General features: G+C 46.7%; 15 protein-coding genes. 11 read left to right on the top strand and 4 right to left on the bottom strand.

The genetic code is table 11. The features are described 5' to 3' along the window. Nucleotides 1-111: 111 nt before the first annotated feature. Nucleotides 112-1,125 carry an aspartate carbamoyltransferase catalytic subunit gene (locus tag B0181_RS08435; protein WP_078277070.1) on the top strand — a complete coding sequence of 338 codons (1,014 nt, stop codon included), beginning with the start codon at nucleotides 112-114 and terminating at the stop codon, nucleotides 1,123-1,125. A gap of 31 nt (nucleotides 1,126-1,156) precedes the next feature. On the opposite strand, the gene B0181_RS08430 is transcribed toward B0181_RS08435, so the two are convergent. After that, entirely contained in the window at nucleotides 1,157-1,543 is a 387-nt protein-coding gene (locus B0181_RS08430) for a hypothetical protein (protein WP_078277069.1), read from the bottom strand. 248 nt (nucleotides 1,544-1,791) lie between these two features. Between B0181_RS08430 and B0181_RS08425 the strand changes: the two genes are divergently transcribed. Further along, nucleotides 1,792-2,943: a dihydroorotase gene (locus tag B0181_RS08425; protein WP_078277068.1), complete on the top strand. Its 1,152-nt coding sequence runs from the start codon at nucleotides 1,792-1,794 to the stop codon at nucleotides 2,941-2,943. A gap of 190 nt (nucleotides 2,944-3,133) precedes the next feature. On the opposite strand, the gene B0181_RS08420 is transcribed toward B0181_RS08425, so the two are convergent. Next, on the bottom strand, nucleotides 3,134-4,855 hold the full coding sequence (locus B0181_RS08420; RefSeq protein WP_078277067.1) for a YihY family inner membrane protein: 1,722 nt from the start codon (nucleotides 4,853-4,855) through the stop codon (nucleotides 3,134-3,136). Nucleotides 4,856-5,194: 339 nt separating this feature from the next. On the opposite strand from B0181_RS08420, the gene wrbA reads away from it, so the two are divergent. Together wrbA and B0181_RS08410 are read left to right on the top strand one after the other, a co-directional pair. Continuing rightward, complete coding sequence (gene wrbA / locus B0181_RS08415; RefSeq protein ID WP_078277103.1) at nucleotides 5,195-5,818, top strand: NAD(P)H:quinone oxidoreductase; 624 nt, start codon at nucleotides 5,195-5,197, stop codon at nucleotides 5,816-5,818. A 31-nt stretch (nucleotides 5,819-5,849) separates the two neighbouring features. After that, complete coding sequence (locus tag B0181_RS08410; RefSeq protein ID WP_078277066.1) at nucleotides 5,850-6,263, top strand: hypothetical protein; 414 nt, start codon at nucleotides 5,850-5,852, stop codon at nucleotides 6,261-6,263. A 290-nt stretch (nucleotides 6,264-6,553) separates the two neighbouring features. Here the strand turns inward: B0181_RS08410 and B0181_RS08405 are convergent, their stop codons facing one another. After that, nucleotides 6,554-7,183 carry a DUF3108 domain-containing protein gene (locus B0181_RS08405; protein WP_115338223.1) on the bottom strand — a complete coding sequence of 210 codons (630 nt, stop codon included), beginning with the start codon at nucleotides 7,181-7,183 and terminating at the stop codon, nucleotides 6,554-6,556. A gap of 474 nt (nucleotides 7,184-7,657) precedes the next feature. Here B0181_RS08405 and B0181_RS08400 point away from each other — a divergent pair, with 474 nt between their 5' ends. The 3 genes from B0181_RS08400 (at nucleotide 7,658) to rplS (ending at nucleotide 10,410) form a co-directional block, all read left to right on the top strand. After that, entirely contained in the window at nucleotides 7,658-7,942 is a 285-nt protein-coding gene (locus tag B0181_RS08400) for a co-chaperone GroES (protein WP_078277064.1), read from the top strand. 115 nt (nucleotides 7,943-8,057) lie between these two features. Next, nucleotides 8,058-9,701 carry a chaperonin GroEL gene (gene groL, locus B0181_RS08395; RefSeq protein ID WP_169835764.1) on the top strand — a complete coding sequence of 548 codons (1,644 nt, stop codon included), beginning with the start codon at nucleotides 8,058-8,060 and terminating at the stop codon, nucleotides 9,699-9,701. Nucleotides 9,702-10,038: 337 nt separating this feature from the next. Next, on the top strand, nucleotides 10,039-10,410 hold the full coding sequence (rplS, locus tag B0181_RS08390) for a 50S ribosomal protein L19 (RefSeq protein ID WP_078277062.1): 372 nt from the start codon (nucleotides 10,039-10,041) through the stop codon (nucleotides 10,408-10,410). A gap of 203 nt (nucleotides 10,411-10,613) precedes the next feature. Here the strand turns inward: rplS and B0181_RS08385 are convergent, their stop codons facing one another. After that, the gene (locus B0181_RS08385; protein WP_425452027.1) at nucleotides 10,614-11,159 is read right to left on the bottom strand and encodes a DUF4442 domain-containing protein; all 546 of its coding nucleotides are present in this window, start codon (nucleotides 11,157-11,159) and stop codon (nucleotides 10,614-10,616) included. A gap of 168 nt (nucleotides 11,160-11,327) precedes the next feature. Here B0181_RS08385 and uvrC point away from each other — a divergent pair, with 168 nt between their 5' ends. From uvrC to B0181_RS08370, 4 genes are all read left to right on the top strand, one after another. Then, on the top strand, nucleotides 11,328-13,277 hold the full coding sequence (gene uvrC / locus B0181_RS08380; RefSeq protein WP_078277060.1) for an excinuclease ABC subunit UvrC: 1,950 nt from the start codon (nucleotides 11,328-11,330) through the stop codon (nucleotides 13,275-13,277). Nucleotides 13,278-13,408: 131 nt separating this feature from the next. Beyond that, nucleotides 13,409-13,543, top strand: a complete 135-nt coding sequence (locus tag B0181_RS12465) for a hypothetical protein (RefSeq protein ID WP_281271134.1) — start codon at nucleotides 13,409-13,411, stop codon at nucleotides 13,541-13,543. Nucleotides 13,544-13,551: 8 nt separating this feature from the next. Beyond that, nucleotides 13,552-14,424 (top strand): hypothetical protein, encoded by an 873-nt coding sequence (locus B0181_RS08375; protein ID WP_078277059.1) that lies wholly within the window; start codon nucleotides 13,552-13,554, stop codon nucleotides 14,422-14,424. A 10-nt stretch (nucleotides 14,425-14,434) separates the two neighbouring features. Further along, nucleotides 14,435-15,436, top strand: a complete 1,002-nt coding sequence (locus B0181_RS08370; protein ID WP_078277058.1) for a hypothetical protein — start codon at nucleotides 14,435-14,437, stop codon at nucleotides 15,434-15,436. The last annotated feature ends 13 nt before the right edge of the window (nucleotides 15,437-15,449 follow it).

Here is a 15,449-nt window from a genome sequence, read left to right as displayed (position 1 = left end):
GCAAAGGATGCAAACACCAGCAAGGATTGAGCGGTTTGTGCTGTGTTGATTTTTAATCGTCAGTTTACAATTTGACAATCAAACAAACATAACAACATCACAAGGCAGAGTATGACAACTTCTATTGAAACCCGCTTGAACCAAAAAATGTCCGCACCGCAGCTTGCCAGCGATGGCGGTATTCGGCACTTTTTGGGTGTGGAAGGACTGAATAAAGCCCAGCTTGAAGCCATCATTGATAAGGCGATGAGCTATTTTGACGACAGCGGACGCTTGATTAACACCGATGAGCTGTCTGGCAAAACGGTGATGAATCTGTTTTTTGAAAACTCCACACGCACACGCACGACTTTTGAAGCGGCGCAAAAACGCCTTGGTGCAAACGTGCTGAATCTGGACATTGCACGCTCGTCTACCAATAAGGGCGAGACGCTGCGTGATACGCTGTGGAACTTAGAAGCGATGAGCGCGGATATGTTTGTGGTGCGCCATTCGGCAAGCGGTGCGGCGCATTTTATGGCAACGGAAGTTACGCCAAATGTCGCCATCATCAATGCAGGCGATGGCTGGCACGCCCACCCAACCCAAGCCATGCTGGATATGCTGACGATTTATCGTGAATTGGTTACAAAAACCAACAAGCCTTTTGATGAGCTGTCGGTGGCAATCGTTGGCGACATCAAGCACAGCCGTGTGGCACGCTCGGACATGAGTGCACTAAAAACGCTGGGCGTGAAAGACATTCGTGTGATTGCGCCGCGCACGCTGCTGCCAAAAGGCATTGAGCGTTATGGCGTGAATGTGTTTGAAAACATCGATCAAGGCGTGGCGGACACAGATGTGATTATCGGTTTGCGCATTCAAAATGAGCGCATTGGCTCGCCGCTTTTGCCGTCTACCAGCGAATATTTTAAGGCGTATGGCATTACCGAAAGCCGTGTGGCGCTTGCCAAGCCAAACGCACTTGTCATGCACCCGGGGCCGATGAATCGTGGTGTTGAGATTGCGTCTAGCGTGGCCGATGGTGCGCAGTCGGTCATCTTAAAGCAAGTCAATAACGGCATTGCCGTGCGCATGGCGGTGATGGCGATGGCAATGCGTGGGCAAGAATTGATGAGAGTTTGATTGCCAAATCACAGCCAAGCGCACTCGCCAATCAATGCAGCTGCAATGTTTGCTCTGGCACTGCGTTTAGCACGCCGTCCAGCGTTTGATAAAAATGTAAGGCTTGTTTGGTGTTTTTGGTGGCAGGTGCGATGGCGATGGCGTTAAAATTTTGATATTGATACAAAATCGTATCGCCACGCTCGGCAACGGCACTTAGCACTTGCGATTTTTTGCTGGCGTCAAAATACACAATCAATGCGCCATTGATGGCAGTTGGCGTGATGTCAAGCTGAGTTGGCGCAGGCGTTTGCTGCACAGGTATTTGTGGCGTGGTGGTGTGGCAAGCGCTGATGAGCGGTGCTGTCATCACGACACTTGCCAGAATGCCAAATTTGATGAAGGTGTGTGATTTGGTGAAAGTTTTGTTTGTGCGCATGGTGGTTTTTCCATTGATGGCTTTATAAAACGGCTAAGAAAACGACTGGGAAAACAGCCAAGTGAAATTTGCAAGCGCATTATAACAAACTATCCAAACCGACAAAAACACCTGATTGCCAAATCGCTTTCATTGATAAAACGCCTTGCATAAAATCTTAAGTTCGGCTAAAGCGATTTGATGCCATACCAAGCGCATTTAAACACAAAATATTTAGACGCAAAATGTATTGATAACAAGGAAAAATCATGAAAAATCATCTACCTACCGATTGGAAAATGCCAAATTTCACCGATTTGTCTGAGCAGGCGTGGGTTATTCCGCCCATCGTGGATTTGTGCGCGCGCCTAAGAGAGCCGGGTCATCAGGCGCACGGCACGCTTGCCAGTGAAGGGCAGGCGGCACGCAAAAACGGCATTTTACACGTTGTTTTGCCGCCAGACACCAATCCTGTGCTGGAAAACGGCTCGTTGCTAAAGGGCTTGCGTGAAAAAGCGTATCAAGATGGCGGTATTCATCTGCACATTTTGGGTGCGCTGAGCGCTGGACTTGAAGGCAAGCAGCCAGCCAATTTGGCAGGTCTTAAGCAAGGTGGTGCGATTGCGCTTAGTAATGCCAATGCCAGTTTTGAGAATGATTTGGCGCTACTAAGAATGCTTGAATACGCCAAAACCTTTGATTTAAAAGTGTTTTTTTATCCAAATGAGCCAAGTCTTTCTAAAGGCGGTGTGGCGCACGAAGGCTACATCGCATCTTTTCATGGCTTGCAGGGCATTCCTTGGCTGGCTGAGACCATCGCACTTGCCAAGCAAATGCTGATGGTGGAAGAGACAGGCGTGGCGGCGCATTTTAGCCAGCTGACTTGCCGCACTTCGCTGGATTTGATTCGTTTTGGTAAAGAGCGTGGCTTGCCGATTACCTGCGATGTCGCCATGCACCAGCTGCACCTGACGGACGATGACATTGAAGGCTATAACGCCAATGCCTATGTGCTGCCGCCGCTGCGCTCAAATACTGACCAAAAGGCGTTGATTAAAGGGCTAAAAGACGGCACGATTGACGCAATTTGCAGCCACCATGAGCCGCTGTCTGGCTCGTCCAAGCAAGCGCCATTCGCTGAATGCAGCGCAGGCATCAGTAATTTTGACACCTTTGTGTCGCTGGGCTGTAAACTGGTGGCGGACGGCATTTTGACGAGCGAAGAGCTGGTAGAAAAAATCTGCCTAAATCCAGCCAAAATTGCAGGTATTCAAAATTACGCCCAAATTGGCGGTGCGGTGGCGATTGACCCAACGCTTGCATGGACGGTGAGCAAAGACGCCATGCATTCACAAGGCAAAAACACGCCATTTATGGGGCGTACGCTGACGGGCAAAGTGCTGGCGGTGGATTTTGATTGAGTTTGCTGCGCTTTGATGTGGCGTGAAGGTGCAAAACTTGCAAGTAATTTGCAAGCCAACCGCTTAAAACAAACTCTGCAAAACACTAAAAAACACCCAAATCGTTTTTACGGTTTGGGTGTTTTTTGTGATTGGCGCAAGTTTTGGTGTATTTTTGGTATAAAAAACTTGGCGGCATAAAAACTTGGTGTTAGGATTTTTTGAATTTATCCAATAATTGACGTGCTTTTTTGCCAACTTCATCGCCAAATTCGCCCAAGTCTGCCTTGAGTTTTTGCGATGTGCTGCGTACCTTATCACCAAACTCGCCACTAAATTCACTGCCAAATTTGCCGTTAAATTTATCGCCAGACTTATCACTCAATTTTTGCAAATTATCTTGATGGTTTTGGTCGTACAAGCTGTCAGTGTGGGCGTGATTTTCGGTGTTAAAAATTTCATCGCCACGAACATTATCCGCCAAGTTTTCTGCGTTTTGTGCGTCGTTATCTTGCGCTGTTTGTGTGGCAGTTTGATGATTGGCAGGCGTGGCGATTGTGCTGTTTAAGCGTTCATCTGCCGTGTGGTTGTTAAGATTAGCATTGCTAAGATTTGTGCCATCAAGAGTTGCATTGTCAGTATTTTCACTAGCGGTTTTATTGTTTTTCAAGTCAGTTTCACCACGAAAAACTTGCGCCAAAGTGATGTTCAGCTCGCTTTTTGCGGTGTTTTCAATGCGCAAAAACTGCTCGTACAACGCATGAAGCCAAGTGCTTTTTTCGGCAGTGATGGCGATGGCAGCGTGATCCAGCTCGTCCTTGATGGGCAGTGGATAGGGTAGGGATTTGTAAAATTGCCACAGACTGACGCTGTTTAGGTCAGTTTTTAGGACGTATTGATTGTCTTTGGTGCGGGTGATGAGTTCGTTGTCGGTGAGTTTGGCGATGTATTCGCTCCATTTTGGCAGCTCTTTGCGCCCAAGCACCGCGCGCAGCTCGCTTTCGCTTACCGTTTTGCCGTTTTGATAGCGTGTGTAGGTTAGATTCAGCATATCCAAAAGGCTAAGCATGGGGTGGCGCACGGCAGATTTTTTGGCGTCAAATACGGTGAGCGTGTAGCTGATTTCCACGCCCAAAAGAATAATATTCCAAGACAAATAAATCCACAAAAGAAAAATCGGCACAGCGGCAAATGCGCCATAAATCGCTTCGTAGCTCGTAAAATCACGCATGACCGTGCCAAATACCATTTTTAGCGTCTCAAACAGCGCAGCCGCCACCACGCCAGCGATGGCGGCATTTTTTAGTGGCACTTGCACCTTTGGAATGAACCAATACATACCGATAAACCCTGCCGCAGTGATGGCAAGCGACACCACATACGCCCAAGCCGACCAATCAATGCCGTAGCCTGCGATTTGCTGGTTCAAAAAATTCATGCTAGAAATCGTGCTGGACGCACCAAACGCCACGCCAAGCACAATCGGCCCAAGCGTAATCATCGTCCAGTAGCGCACAAAACTTGCCGCGCCGCCAGAGCGATCTTTGACACGCCAAATGTGATTAAATGCCGTCTCGATGGTGATGAGCGTCATGATGGTTGTAACAAATAAGCCAATCACACCGACAATGCCCAGATTGCTGGATTTTTCGGCAAAGGTTTGAAAATAATGCCCCATTTGCTCGCCTGATGACGGCAAAAGAAAGCCATAAATCATCTGTTGCATTTGCTCACGCACGTCTTGGAGTGCTGGAATGCTGGAGAAAATGACAATCACCACCGTCAAAATCGGCACGATGGATAAAAGCGTGGTATAAGTCAGGCTGGCGGCTTTTTGTGGGCAGTCATCATCAATAAAATGCTGCACCACCGTGCGCAAATACACAAACCAAGGCTTTTGATAAAAAGGCAATTTTTGTAACAACGAAGTCATCTTTTAATGGGTTAAATTTAAAACTTGCCTTAGTGTAACAAATCTTGCGCAAATTTAAAGCAAAAATATGTAAGCGCAAGTTTTTGGATTGGTGGCAAAGCCCAAGCGCATTTATTTTTACTGGCAAAAGCCATCTTGGGCTGTATGTGGCGCAGGCTTTGGGGTATAATGTGGGCGTTGGCAGGCGTGCTTGCTGATTTGATGGCAGACTGCGCCTGTATGATTTATAAAAGTCGTGCTGTTTTAAAGCCTTGTTTTAAAAGTTTTGCCAAGCCGTTTTGTGAAATTGCACAAGATTTGGCTTGTTTTGTAAATTTTGCTTTGTCTTGGAAATGTTTTATGAATACTGCTCAAACCGCCCACGTTGCCAGTCAGCCTTATGTTTTGGTGCTGTATGACAGCACGCACAACACCACAAAAGAGCTGACATATTTGATTGCTCAAGGCGTGCAAGATGCTGATTTTGCAGTGAAAATTCGCCGTGTGCCAAAGGTGTCAAGCAATACCGAACAAAGCGAGCCTGTCATTCCTGATGAAGGCGATTTGTACGCCACGCTTGATGATTTGGCAAATTGTGCGGCATTGGCGCTGGGCAGCCCGACGCATTTTGGCAATATGTCGGCAAGTTTGAAGTATTTTTTGGACAATTCGGTGGGCGTGTGGCTCTCTGGTGCGCTTCAGGGCAAACCTGCGTGCGTGTTCACCAGCACAGGCTCTATGCACGGCGGCAATGAAGCGACCTTGCTGTCTATGATGATTCCGCTTTTACATCACGGCATGGTGCTGGTGGGCTTGCCGTATGCCAATGCTGAGCTGAGCCGCACGGTGCGTGGCGGTACGCCTTATGGCGCAAGTGCGGTGGTGGGCGCACGCCATGAGCTTGTGATGACGGCAGATGAAAAATCGCTTGCCATCGCCCAAGGCAAGCGTTTGGCAGACGTGGCAAAGCGTTTGCTTGATTGACATTTTTACCTTTAATTGAAGCGAAACCATCATGCGACCAACAAAATCCAGCGTTTTAAAACCCGCTGCGCCCATTCGTCAAAAGCTGCGCGCGGTTTGGCTTGCGTGGCTTTTATGGCGACTGTTTGCGGTGCCGTTTTTGGCGGTGGGCGCGGCAGATACGCTGGGCGCTGGCGTGCTGTGGCAGCTGATTGTGCTGATTCCTGCGCTGATTTTTACGCCTGCGATACTGCGTGGACGCTCGCCTTATGCGCTGCTTTTGGCAAATATGCTGATGCTTGCATATTTGGCGAACGCAGGCGTGCAATTTTTCACGCATGCTTTTTCTGGTGCGGGCAATGCGTGGGGATTTGCGGCAGAATTTATGCTGCTGTTACTCGTCAATATTTGGCTGTTTGTGCTATTAAAACGTTTGCCGCCTATGTATAAGCAGCGGTCATCTTAAGCTGGCTTGTAAGCTGATGGAAGCGAAAATCCAACCATTGTAAAAATCTGCTTTGAAAACGCTGGGTTTTCGCTCCACTTAACCCAACTTACAATTACTCCGCCCAACCCAATCTACTTATTGGTTTGATTTAAAACCGTAAGCTGGGTTAGCAAAGCGTAAACTAACATCCCAAAGAAAACACTTCCCAATAATCCAGCCCAAAAAACCAAACAAAAAACAACGCCCATCATCAGACAGGCGTTGTTTTTATTGGGCGTTATTTATAATCGCATTTTGTCAAAATGCGCTCAGTTTACTTTGGTCAGCTCCATGGCGATGACTTTGCCGTCATTGGTTTGGCTGACTTTGACAGGCAGATAATTTAGGCTTGGCGCAATCCAAAAGCTGGTCGCGCGGTCTTTATCGTCATGTACACGGTCAATGCGAATCACATCATAAGTCCCTGCAGGTACGGTGATTTTGCTTTTGCCAGCACGTCTAAATTTGGTGGTTTCAATGCGATTTTTCTTCACCAAAGCGTAATTGCCCGTAAATTTGCCGTTCATCAGCTCTTGACGGATTTGCGCTTCTAGGCTCAAGTCATCATAGGCTTGCGCACCCATTTTTAGGTTGGTGGTTTTGCCTTTATAAGTGCTGGTTACGGTTTTGGCACGGTTGTTAAATTTGACGCTGTGTGTGTTGCCGATGCCTAAAATGCGCACCGACATACTGGCGTTGGCAGGTGCGATTTTGCCATTGACAAGGCTAAAATTTGCCGACTGCTTCACGCTGGCAATGCCTGCAGCGGTGGCGTTTACGTTGTAAGTATAATTATTGCCAGATTTGGTGAGCGTGCGTGTGGCGGTGCCTTTTTTGCCGTCTGCGCTCACCGCATAAGTGGCGCTAAAGCCTGTCAAATCAGCGGCGTGGCTTGGCATGGCGGCAAGGCTAAGTGCGCCTGTGGCAGCGATGGCAAGCGTTTTGGTGGTTGTCCATGAAGAAAGATTTTTAAAGATTGTCATTATTATTCTCCCAACTATTTTAGCAAGTTATTTTAAAAAGTTGTTTTTAAAGTTATTTGAAAAAATTGCAAATCGTTGTCAAAGCGGCTTGAAGCGAGTTTTGAAACATTTTGCAATAATTTGCGCCATAAGCCTATAATGAGCGATATTGCCCAGATTTTCAAGCACCAATCGGTACGCTTTTGTGGTGATTGTGTCGCTTTTTGTGTCTAAAAGTGGCAAAAGTGGCGACTTTGTGCGTAAATGTTGATGAAAAATTGCGATTTCTTAAAATTTTATGCTTGAAAATTATTGGTAAAATCACCATTGTTATTATCAGTTCAGGCAAGACATTGCTTGACAAATTTTTAAACAGTTTATAAAGTTATTTTAACAAATTACGGAGTAGTTATGAAAATTCGTCCTTTGCACGATCGCATCGTGGTGCGCCGCACCGAAGAAGAGCAAAAAACCGCAGGTGGCATCTTGCTTCCGGATGCTGCCGCTGAAAAACCACAACAAGGCGAAGTCATCGCTGTGGGCAACGGTCAAATCACCGAGCAAGGCGTGCGTGAGCTTGACGTAAAAGTGGGCGACACTGTGTTGTTTGGTCAATACGCAGGTCAAACTGTGAAAGTGGACGGCGAAGAGCTGCTGATTATGAAAGAAAGCGATGTTTTGGGCGTGTTGGAATAAACGCTCGTTTTCGCTCATGGTTTGATGGTTTGGTAGGCGCACCGCTTGCCACGAACGACTTTCAACCATTCATCAATTAACTCATTGAAAAGTTTAAAAAATACAATCGGAGAAAATCATGGCTAAAGACGTAAATTTTGGCACAACCGCTCGCGAAAAAATGATTGAAGGCGTGAATGTATTGGCAAATGCCGTGAAAGTAACGCTAGGCCCAAAAGGTCGTAACGTAGTGATTGACAAATCATTTGGCGCACCAACCATCACCAAAGATGGCGTGAGCGTTGCCAAAGAGATTGAGCTTGAAGACAAATTTGAAAACATGGGCGCACAGTTGGTGCGTGAAGTTGCCAGCAAAACCAACGACGTGGCAGGTGATGGTACGACCACCGCAACCGTACTTGCGCAGGCGATTTTGGTTGAAGGCATGAAGTCTGTCGCAGCAGGCATGAACCCAATGGATCTAAAGCGTGGTATTGACAAGGCGACTCGCTTGGCGGTAGAAAAAATCCACGCCATCGCCACGCCAGCAAACGATCACAAAGCGATTGCGCAAGTAGGTTCAATCTCAGCAAACTCTGATACTAAAATTGGCGAGCTAATCAGCCAAGCGATGGAAAAAGTGGGCAAGCAAGGCGTGATTACCGTAGAAGAAGGTTCAGGCTTTGAAGATGCGCTAGAAATCGTGGAAGGTATGCAGTTTGACCGTGGCTACATCAGCCCATATTTTGCCAATAAGCAAGACAGCCTAACTTGCGAATTTGACAATCCTTATATCCTTTTGGTGGATAAAAAGATTTCAAACATCCGTGAAATCGTGCCACTACTAGAGCAAGTCATGCAAACCAGCCGTCCGCTGCTTATCATCGCAGAAGACGTAGAAAATGAAGCGCTTGCGACCCTTGTGGTGAATAATTTGCGTGGCGGTCTAAAAACTTGCGCAGTAAAAGCGCCGGGCTTTGGCGACAGACGTAAAGCCATGCTACAAGACATCGCCATCTTGACGGGCGGTACTGTGGTGTCAGAAGAAGTGGGTCTAAGCCTAGAAACTGCGACGCTTGAGCAGCTGGGTACTGCCAAGAAAGTAACCGTTGGCAAAGAAAACACCGTGATTGTAGATGGTGCAGGCGATAAAGCAGCGATTGATGCGCGTGTGGAATCTATCCGCCGTCAAGTAGAAGAATCAACGTCTGATTATGACAAAGAAAAACTACAAGAGCGTGTTGCCAAGCTGTCTGGCGGCGTGGCGGTGATTAAAGTGGGCGCTGCCACTGAAACCGAAATGAAAGAGAAAAAAGACCGTGTGGACGACGCATTACACGCCACTCGTGCGGCGGTAGAAGAAGGCGTGGTACCGGGCGGCGGCGTAACTTTGGTGCGTGCCTTGTCTGCACTTGAAGGCGTAAAAGGCGATAATGACGACCAAACCGCTGGTATCAATATCCTGCGCCGTGCGATGGAAGCACCACTTCGCCAAATCGTAACCAACGCAGGCGATGAAGCCAGCGTGATTGTGAACGAAGTGAAAAATGGCGAAGGCAACTACGGCTACAACGCAGCCACTGGCGTGTATGGCGATATGCTAGAGATGGGTATTCTTGACCCAGCGAAAGTAACTCGCTCAGCGCTAGAGCACGCCGCTTCTGTGGCAGGTCTAATGCTGACCACTGAAGTGATGATTACCGACAAGCCAGCTGCGGACAATGGCGCAGCAGCGGCAGCGATGGCTGGCGGTATGGGTGGTATGGGCGGCATGATGTAATTTTCGCCCAACTCACAAAATCCCCGAAGGCGTACTTTGGGGATTTTTTTGACTTAAAAAACTTGTCAAAAAGGGGATTTTATAAGAAAAACATTGTGCAAATTATCAGAAAAGGTGCTTTTTAAATCAATCAGGTTTGGTAAATTGCATGAAAAACTTCTTGATTTTTTGTGATAAATCTTATAAAATGCTGAAGTTTATTTTCCTGTGTGGTTCAGGTTTGCAGATTTGGGCAAAGTGCCTGCTGCATTGTATTTGTAATGACACGCGTCCTTTTAACCACAATCAAAAAGGTAGCTTTTGCGTAATAGCCTAGGTCATTTATCGGAGATTATCCATGAGCAACAAACATCCTTTGGTTCAAGCCGTTGAAAATTCACAACTAAAAAATCACCCAGCATTCGCACCGGGCGACACCGTTGTGGTACAAGTAAAAGTTCGTGAGGGCGACCGTGAGCGTCTACAGGCTTTTGAAGGCGTGGTTATCGCTAAGCGTAACCGTGGCTTGAACTCATCGTTCACCGTACGTAAAATCTCAAGCGGCGTGGGCGTTGAGCGTGCATTCCAGCTACACTCACCATTGATCGACAGCATTTCTGTGAAGCGTCGTGGTGATGTACGTCGTGCTAAGTTGTACTACCTACGCGACCGCTCTGGCAAATCAGCGCGCATCAAAGAAAAATTGGGCGTGCGCAAAGACGCAGAATAATTTGTCTGGCTGTTATCAGCACAAAATTTTCTGCATTTGCAGTTGCCACAGAACCCTGCCTTTTGGTGGGGTTTTGTTTTTTGGCTTGGCAATTATTCAAAAAATATGCCAAATTAAAAACCGTCATGGTGGGTGCGTCAAACCATGGCGGTTTTTAGCTTTGATAAGAGCAATGTACTTAAAATGCGCTAACTATTTGATTTTTAATCGTTTTGTATGGTTTGTGATTTGGATTTACTAAAACTGCGCAGGCGAATGTAGACGGTTTTTTGTACTTTGGCGACCACTTTGTGCGCTTCGTCCGTGATGTCAATGTGGTATTCACGAAACACAGGCGCGCCAGATTTGGCAAGTGTGATGATGGTGTTAATTTCCGCCACGTCAATGTGCATTCGTGCGGTTACTGTACTTGTGCCGGGCGTGATAAAATCAATGCTGCTCGCTTTATCCCACACGACATAATCTTTGCCGAGCTTGTGCATGAGCATGAGCATAAAAAACGGGTCAGTCATCATAAACAGGCTGCCGCCAAATTGCGTGCCGACCACGTTGCGATTTAGGCGAGTCAGCGGCATACTCACCACGCACAGGCTGTTGTCCAAGTCAATCAAATCCATGCGAATGCCTGCACCGACAAAGGGCGCATAAGTGGCAAGGCGTGCCTTGATAAGATAAGGCGCAAGCTGCGGATAGGCGAGCTTTTTGGTGCGTGTCAGTAGTTTGTCCAGTTTGTTTTTGGCGTTTGTGATGGGCATATTGATCGCTTAAAATTTCACGAAAGCATTATTTTGCCACAAATGCCGCATGGATAAAAGCAATTTGGCAAATCAACGCCAAAAAACCGCCATCGCACGCTTGAGTGTGGTATCATTTGGCATTCGTTTTTATAATATTTATAACCCAAATTATCGCACGCCATGCCAAGCAACATTTCTACCGATAAATCATCTGCTGATAAACCTTTTGCCGACAAGTTATCTGACCGCCAGCCATCTGCTACAAGCCAGCTTTCGTCAAATTTGCCTGAAAACACACCCAAAAGCACCACATCCAATCGCCATGAACACATCGCTGCGATTTTAAAACGCCTGCCAAATTTGCCGGGCGTGTATAAAATGCTGGGCAAGCAGGGCGAGATTTTGTACGTTGGCAAGGCAAAATCGCTAAAAAATCGTGTGTCCAGCTATTTTGTGAAGACCATCGAGCACCCAAAGACGCGCGCGCTGGTGCAGCGGATTTATGATATTGAAATCATCATCGTGCGTGGCGAGACCGAAGCGTTGCTGCTTGAGCAAAATCTCATCAAGGCGCACAGACCACCTTATAATGTGATTTTGCGAGATGACAAATCTTATTTGTATGTCTTTGTTTCTCAAGACAAATTTGCACGTTTAGGCTTTGGGCGTGGCAAGGGCAATCATGTGCAAGGGCGATTTTTTGGCCCTTATCCATCAGCGCACGGTGCAAAGCAGACGCTTGAGCTGATGCAGCGGCTTTTTATGCTGCGTAACTGCACTAATGCGTTTTTTGCGGCGCGTAAACGTCCGTGTTTGGAATATCAAATCAAGCGGTGCAAAGCGCCTTGTGTGGGTTTGGTGTCTCATGAAGAGTATCTTACGGACGTGGAAAATGCGATTGCGTTTTTAAATGGTGATAACGAGCAAGTGCAAAAAACGCTCATCGCCAAGATGGAAGCGGCAGCGGCGGAGCTGAATTTTGAGCAGGCGGTGTTTTACCGAGATAAAATCACCATGATCAGTGAAATGCAGGCGCGCCAAGCGGTGTATCGGCTGGCGGGTGAAGCGGACGTGTTTGCCATCAGTCATCAGGCGGGCATTACCAGCATTCATGTGCTGACGGTGCGTGGCGGGCAGGTGCTGGGCGGGAAAAATTATTTTCCTGATGAAATTTGCGTGGGCGAGCAAAGCAATGCGGAGCGGTTGGCGCAATTTTTGTTGTCGTTTTATTTTCAGGTGAGTGATGATTTGCCAGAAGAAATCATCGTCAGTGAAGCTGTGCCAGACGATGCGGCGATTGGCGAGCTTTTGGCGGAGCAATTTGGCGCAAAGACGCACATCAAGCACCGTGTGCAAAAGCACCGCAATGAGTGGCTGACGCTTGCCAAACTCAATGCTGATAATGCGCTTAAATCGCAGCTGGGCGATCATCAAGAATTGCACGCGCGGTTTGCGGCATTAAAATCGGTGCTGGCGGACGTGTCGGAGCGCGCGATTGATCGCATTGAGTGCTTTGACATCAGCCATACGATGGGCGAAGCGGCGATCGGTTCGTGCGTGGTGTTTGACAGCGGCGGCGTGCGCAAGCGAGATTATCGTCAGTACGCCATTCACGACATCACAGGCGGTGATGATTATGCCGCCATGCGCCAAGTGCTGCTGCGCCGTTATAAAAAGCAGCCGCTGCCTGATTTGCTGCTCATTGATGGCGGTAAAGGGCAGCTTGGCGTGGCGAAGGCGGTGCTTGAAGAGTTGGGGATTTTATCCGATACTTTGCTGGTGTCAGTGGCAAAAGGCGAAGGGCGCAAGGCGGGGCTGGAAGTGCTGCATTTTATTGACCACGAGCCGATTGACTTACCGCCTGACAGTAAGGCGCTGCATTTGATCATGCAAGTGCGTGATGAAGCGCACCGCTTTGCCATCACGGCGCACCGCAAAAAACGTGATAAGGCGCGTGGCTCGTCGGTGCTGGAAGTGATTCCGGGACTTGGAGCGAAACGCCGCCGTGATTTGCTCAATCATTTTGGCGGTATTGGGCAGCTGATTGGTGCGTCAGAAGTGGAAATCGCCAGCGTCAAGGGCATTGGCAAGGTACTGGCGAATACGATTTATAAGGCGTTGCATGAGTAGAGTTGGTCTTTTGCGTCTTATGAATACCTTGCACTAAGTGCTTTTTAAAAGGGTGTTTAGATGCTATAATTAACTTTTAGTGTATCGTTTGATTAAGATGTTGTGTCGCACTGGCGATATAAGGATAAATTATGAAACAGGCTCGTATTCCGGGTTATATTTATTTGCCTTTGTTGGTATTTTTGGTTATTAGCTTGGTGCAGACCGCACTGGGATTCTCCGATCTAATGGGGGGGGATTTGCTTGGGGATTTTCTATTGCTTTAGCAATGGTTATGGGTTTTTTAACCCATCAAATTGGCTATAAGCGATTAAATCAGCGACCTATCTTCCTTCTTATTCTTTTCTATTTTATTTGTTTTATCTTTTCTTTTGCGGGTAATTTTAACGCTGTTTATACCAATTATCAGACCGAACAGCTATATCGAGATGAAATTACCGCTCACAAACAGCAGCTATTAGACGTTTTGGCTGCATCCAATAAAGCACTTGATAACTTTGCCCCTGATGATCACCGACAAGCAGTTCGAGTTGAGTCTTTGACTCAGCAGTTGGTGTCGCAAATCACCGACTCTGCCCGTCCCGGTTTGGGCAATCAAGCCAGAGATTTAATTCGACAGATTGAAGCGATATTAGGCGAGAAACTGACAGAGTTTGCAGGTTCTCCGCAAGAGCTTGCTCAAAAATACAGTGAAAATATCACAGCCATCGCACAAAAGAAGTTTGGTGAATCTGACTATGGTCGCGCTCAAGCGATTAAGGTGAGAAATACTCAGCTTGCTAATGAGTTGGATGGTCTAATGGAAGAGGCATTGTTTGACCCTGAGGCTCTCAAAGAGCGTGGCTCAGCTCATGTGCTAAACCTGCAAGTAGTGAATGGCATCAATCAAATTGGCACAGACACTCAAGAGTTTGTCAATGATCCAGAACGTTTTAGCTTTGAGAAAACGCATGTCAAAACCCAAGAGCTTGGTAAGATTGCTTTTTCGTTTAAATCTGGCTTTACTCAGCATATCTTTGTGGCGCTAATGCTGTCTCTATTCTGTATTTTTGTGGATTGGGCAATGATTGTCTTTTTGTTGGTTCACTATGGTCGTGGTGAGGTTGAGCCGTATCAGCCAAACATCAATAAAGCTATAGACTTGTAAGGAGAAGATGATGAAATTGGATGATGATTTTTTGAAAAAATTAGATGCAAGTAAAAACAGCGCAAAGACTGATGGTAGTGCCAAAGAGAAGGTTGGAGATAAATCAGATAAGCGCTTGGAAAATATTTTTAAAACCGATGAGGCTAAAACTGAGACTCAAAAGAATAGCTCAGGCACTGCATTTCAAGTATCAAATACAAGCAAGGGTTCTGAGCCGCCTTCAGCAAGACCACCTAAACAAACAAGGCGTGAAGCAAAGATTAAGATGAGCAAGCAGGAGTACCGCAAAGAGCTGGAGCGTCTAAATTTTAACGCAGAAAGCAAAAATTACGTACTTATGCTTGGCAAGGCGGATTCTGGTAAATCTTTTATCATTGCCAGCTTGGTGTACTACATGAAAACTCATTTAAAAGGGTTGGTGCGCCTAAATCAAGACTTGGCAACCGATGAAGAAATATTGCTTTTTAATCGAATTATTGAGATGTTTAGCAATCCACAAAAGAGCTTGCAACGCACTTCCGAATTGGAATTTTATGAGCTTAATTTGATTTATCAGCCTGAAGATTCTACAAAACCACCTATGGAGCTGACTTTTGTTGATGCTTCTGGTGAGCATTTTGCACGAGCTTATAAGGGAGAGGGTGCTTCTAACGTGGGTGAGCTGCCTGATTATTTAGAAGCAATTTTGGAATCAAATGTGAATTGTAAATTTGCTTTTGTTTATGACCAATCTCTTGAGGCGAGAGAGCGCGAGCAACGAGATAGAGATGAAATTTTCACGCCACAGGTTCAGATGTTGAGCACGCTGTTTGATAAAATCCGCGCCATGCAGGATAAATACGGCAAAACCTATCCAAAAATCTTATTGCTTTCTAAAGCGGACAAGATTCCGGAAAAAGTAAAAGAACGATATCAGCACTCACCAAGTCGTTATGCGCAAGCAGAAGAAAATCATCTGACTTCTTTTGCTAACGGCTATTTTAGAGAGCCGGAAAATAAAGCTATTTTTTAGGGGCTGTACTAGA

It is taken from the genome of Moraxella caviae (genome assembly GCF_002014985.1).
In the GTDB taxonomy this organism is placed as follows: Bacteria; Pseudomonadota; Gammaproteobacteria; order Pseudomonadales; family Moraxellaceae; genus Moraxella; species Moraxella caviae.
The sequence above is the reverse complement of the archived record's forward strand: the minus strand, read 5'-3'. Positions and strand labels throughout refer to the sequence as shown.

What these genes read in the sequence shown, in the direction of transcription:
- B0181_RS08435 (WP_078277070.1), top strand. Translation starts at nt 112, where the DNA reads ATGACAACTTCTATTGAAACCCGCTTGAACCAAAAAATGTCCGCACCG.
- B0181_RS08430 (WP_078277069.1), bottom strand. Translation starts at nt 1,543, where the DNA reads ATGCGCACAAACAAAACTTTCACCAAATCACACACCTTCATCAAATTT.
- B0181_RS08425 (WP_078277068.1), top strand. Translation starts at nt 1,792, where the DNA reads ATGAAAAATCATCTACCTACCGATTGGAAAATGCCAAATTTCACCGAT.
- B0181_RS08420 (WP_078277067.1), bottom strand. Translation starts at nt 4,855, where the DNA reads ATGACTTCGTTGTTACAAAAATTGCCTTTTTATCAAAAGCCTTGGTTT.
- wrbA (WP_078277103.1), top strand. Translation starts at nt 5,195, where the DNA reads ATGAATACTGCTCAAACCGCCCACGTTGCCAGTCAGCCTTATGTTTTG.
- B0181_RS08410 (WP_078277066.1), top strand. Translation starts at nt 5,850, where the DNA reads ATGCGACCAACAAAATCCAGCGTTTTAAAACCCGCTGCGCCCATTCGT.
- B0181_RS08405 (WP_115338223.1), bottom strand. Translation starts at nt 7,183, where the DNA reads ATGCCAAGCCACGCCGCTGATTTGACAGGCTTTAGCGCCACTTATGCG.
- B0181_RS08400 (WP_078277064.1), top strand. Translation starts at nt 7,658, where the DNA reads ATGAAAATTCGTCCTTTGCACGATCGCATCGTGGTGCGCCGCACCGAA.
- rplS (WP_078277062.1), top strand. Translation starts at nt 10,039, where the DNA reads ATGAGCAACAAACATCCTTTGGTTCAAGCCGTTGAAAATTCACAACTA.
- uvrC (WP_078277060.1), top strand. Translation starts at nt 11,328, where the DNA reads ATGCCAAGCAACATTTCTACCGATAAATCATCTGCTGATAAACCTTTT.
- B0181_RS12465 (WP_281271134.1), top strand. Translation starts at nt 13,409, where the DNA reads ATGAAACAGGCTCGTATTCCGGGTTATATTTATTTGCCTTTGTTGGTA.
- B0181_RS08375 (WP_078277059.1), top strand. Translation starts at nt 13,552, where the DNA reads ATGGGTTTTTTAACCCATCAAATTGGCTATAAGCGATTAAATCAGCGA.
- B0181_RS08370 (WP_078277058.1), top strand. Translation starts at nt 14,435, where the DNA reads ATGAAATTGGATGATGATTTTTTGAAAAAATTAGATGCAAGTAAAAAC.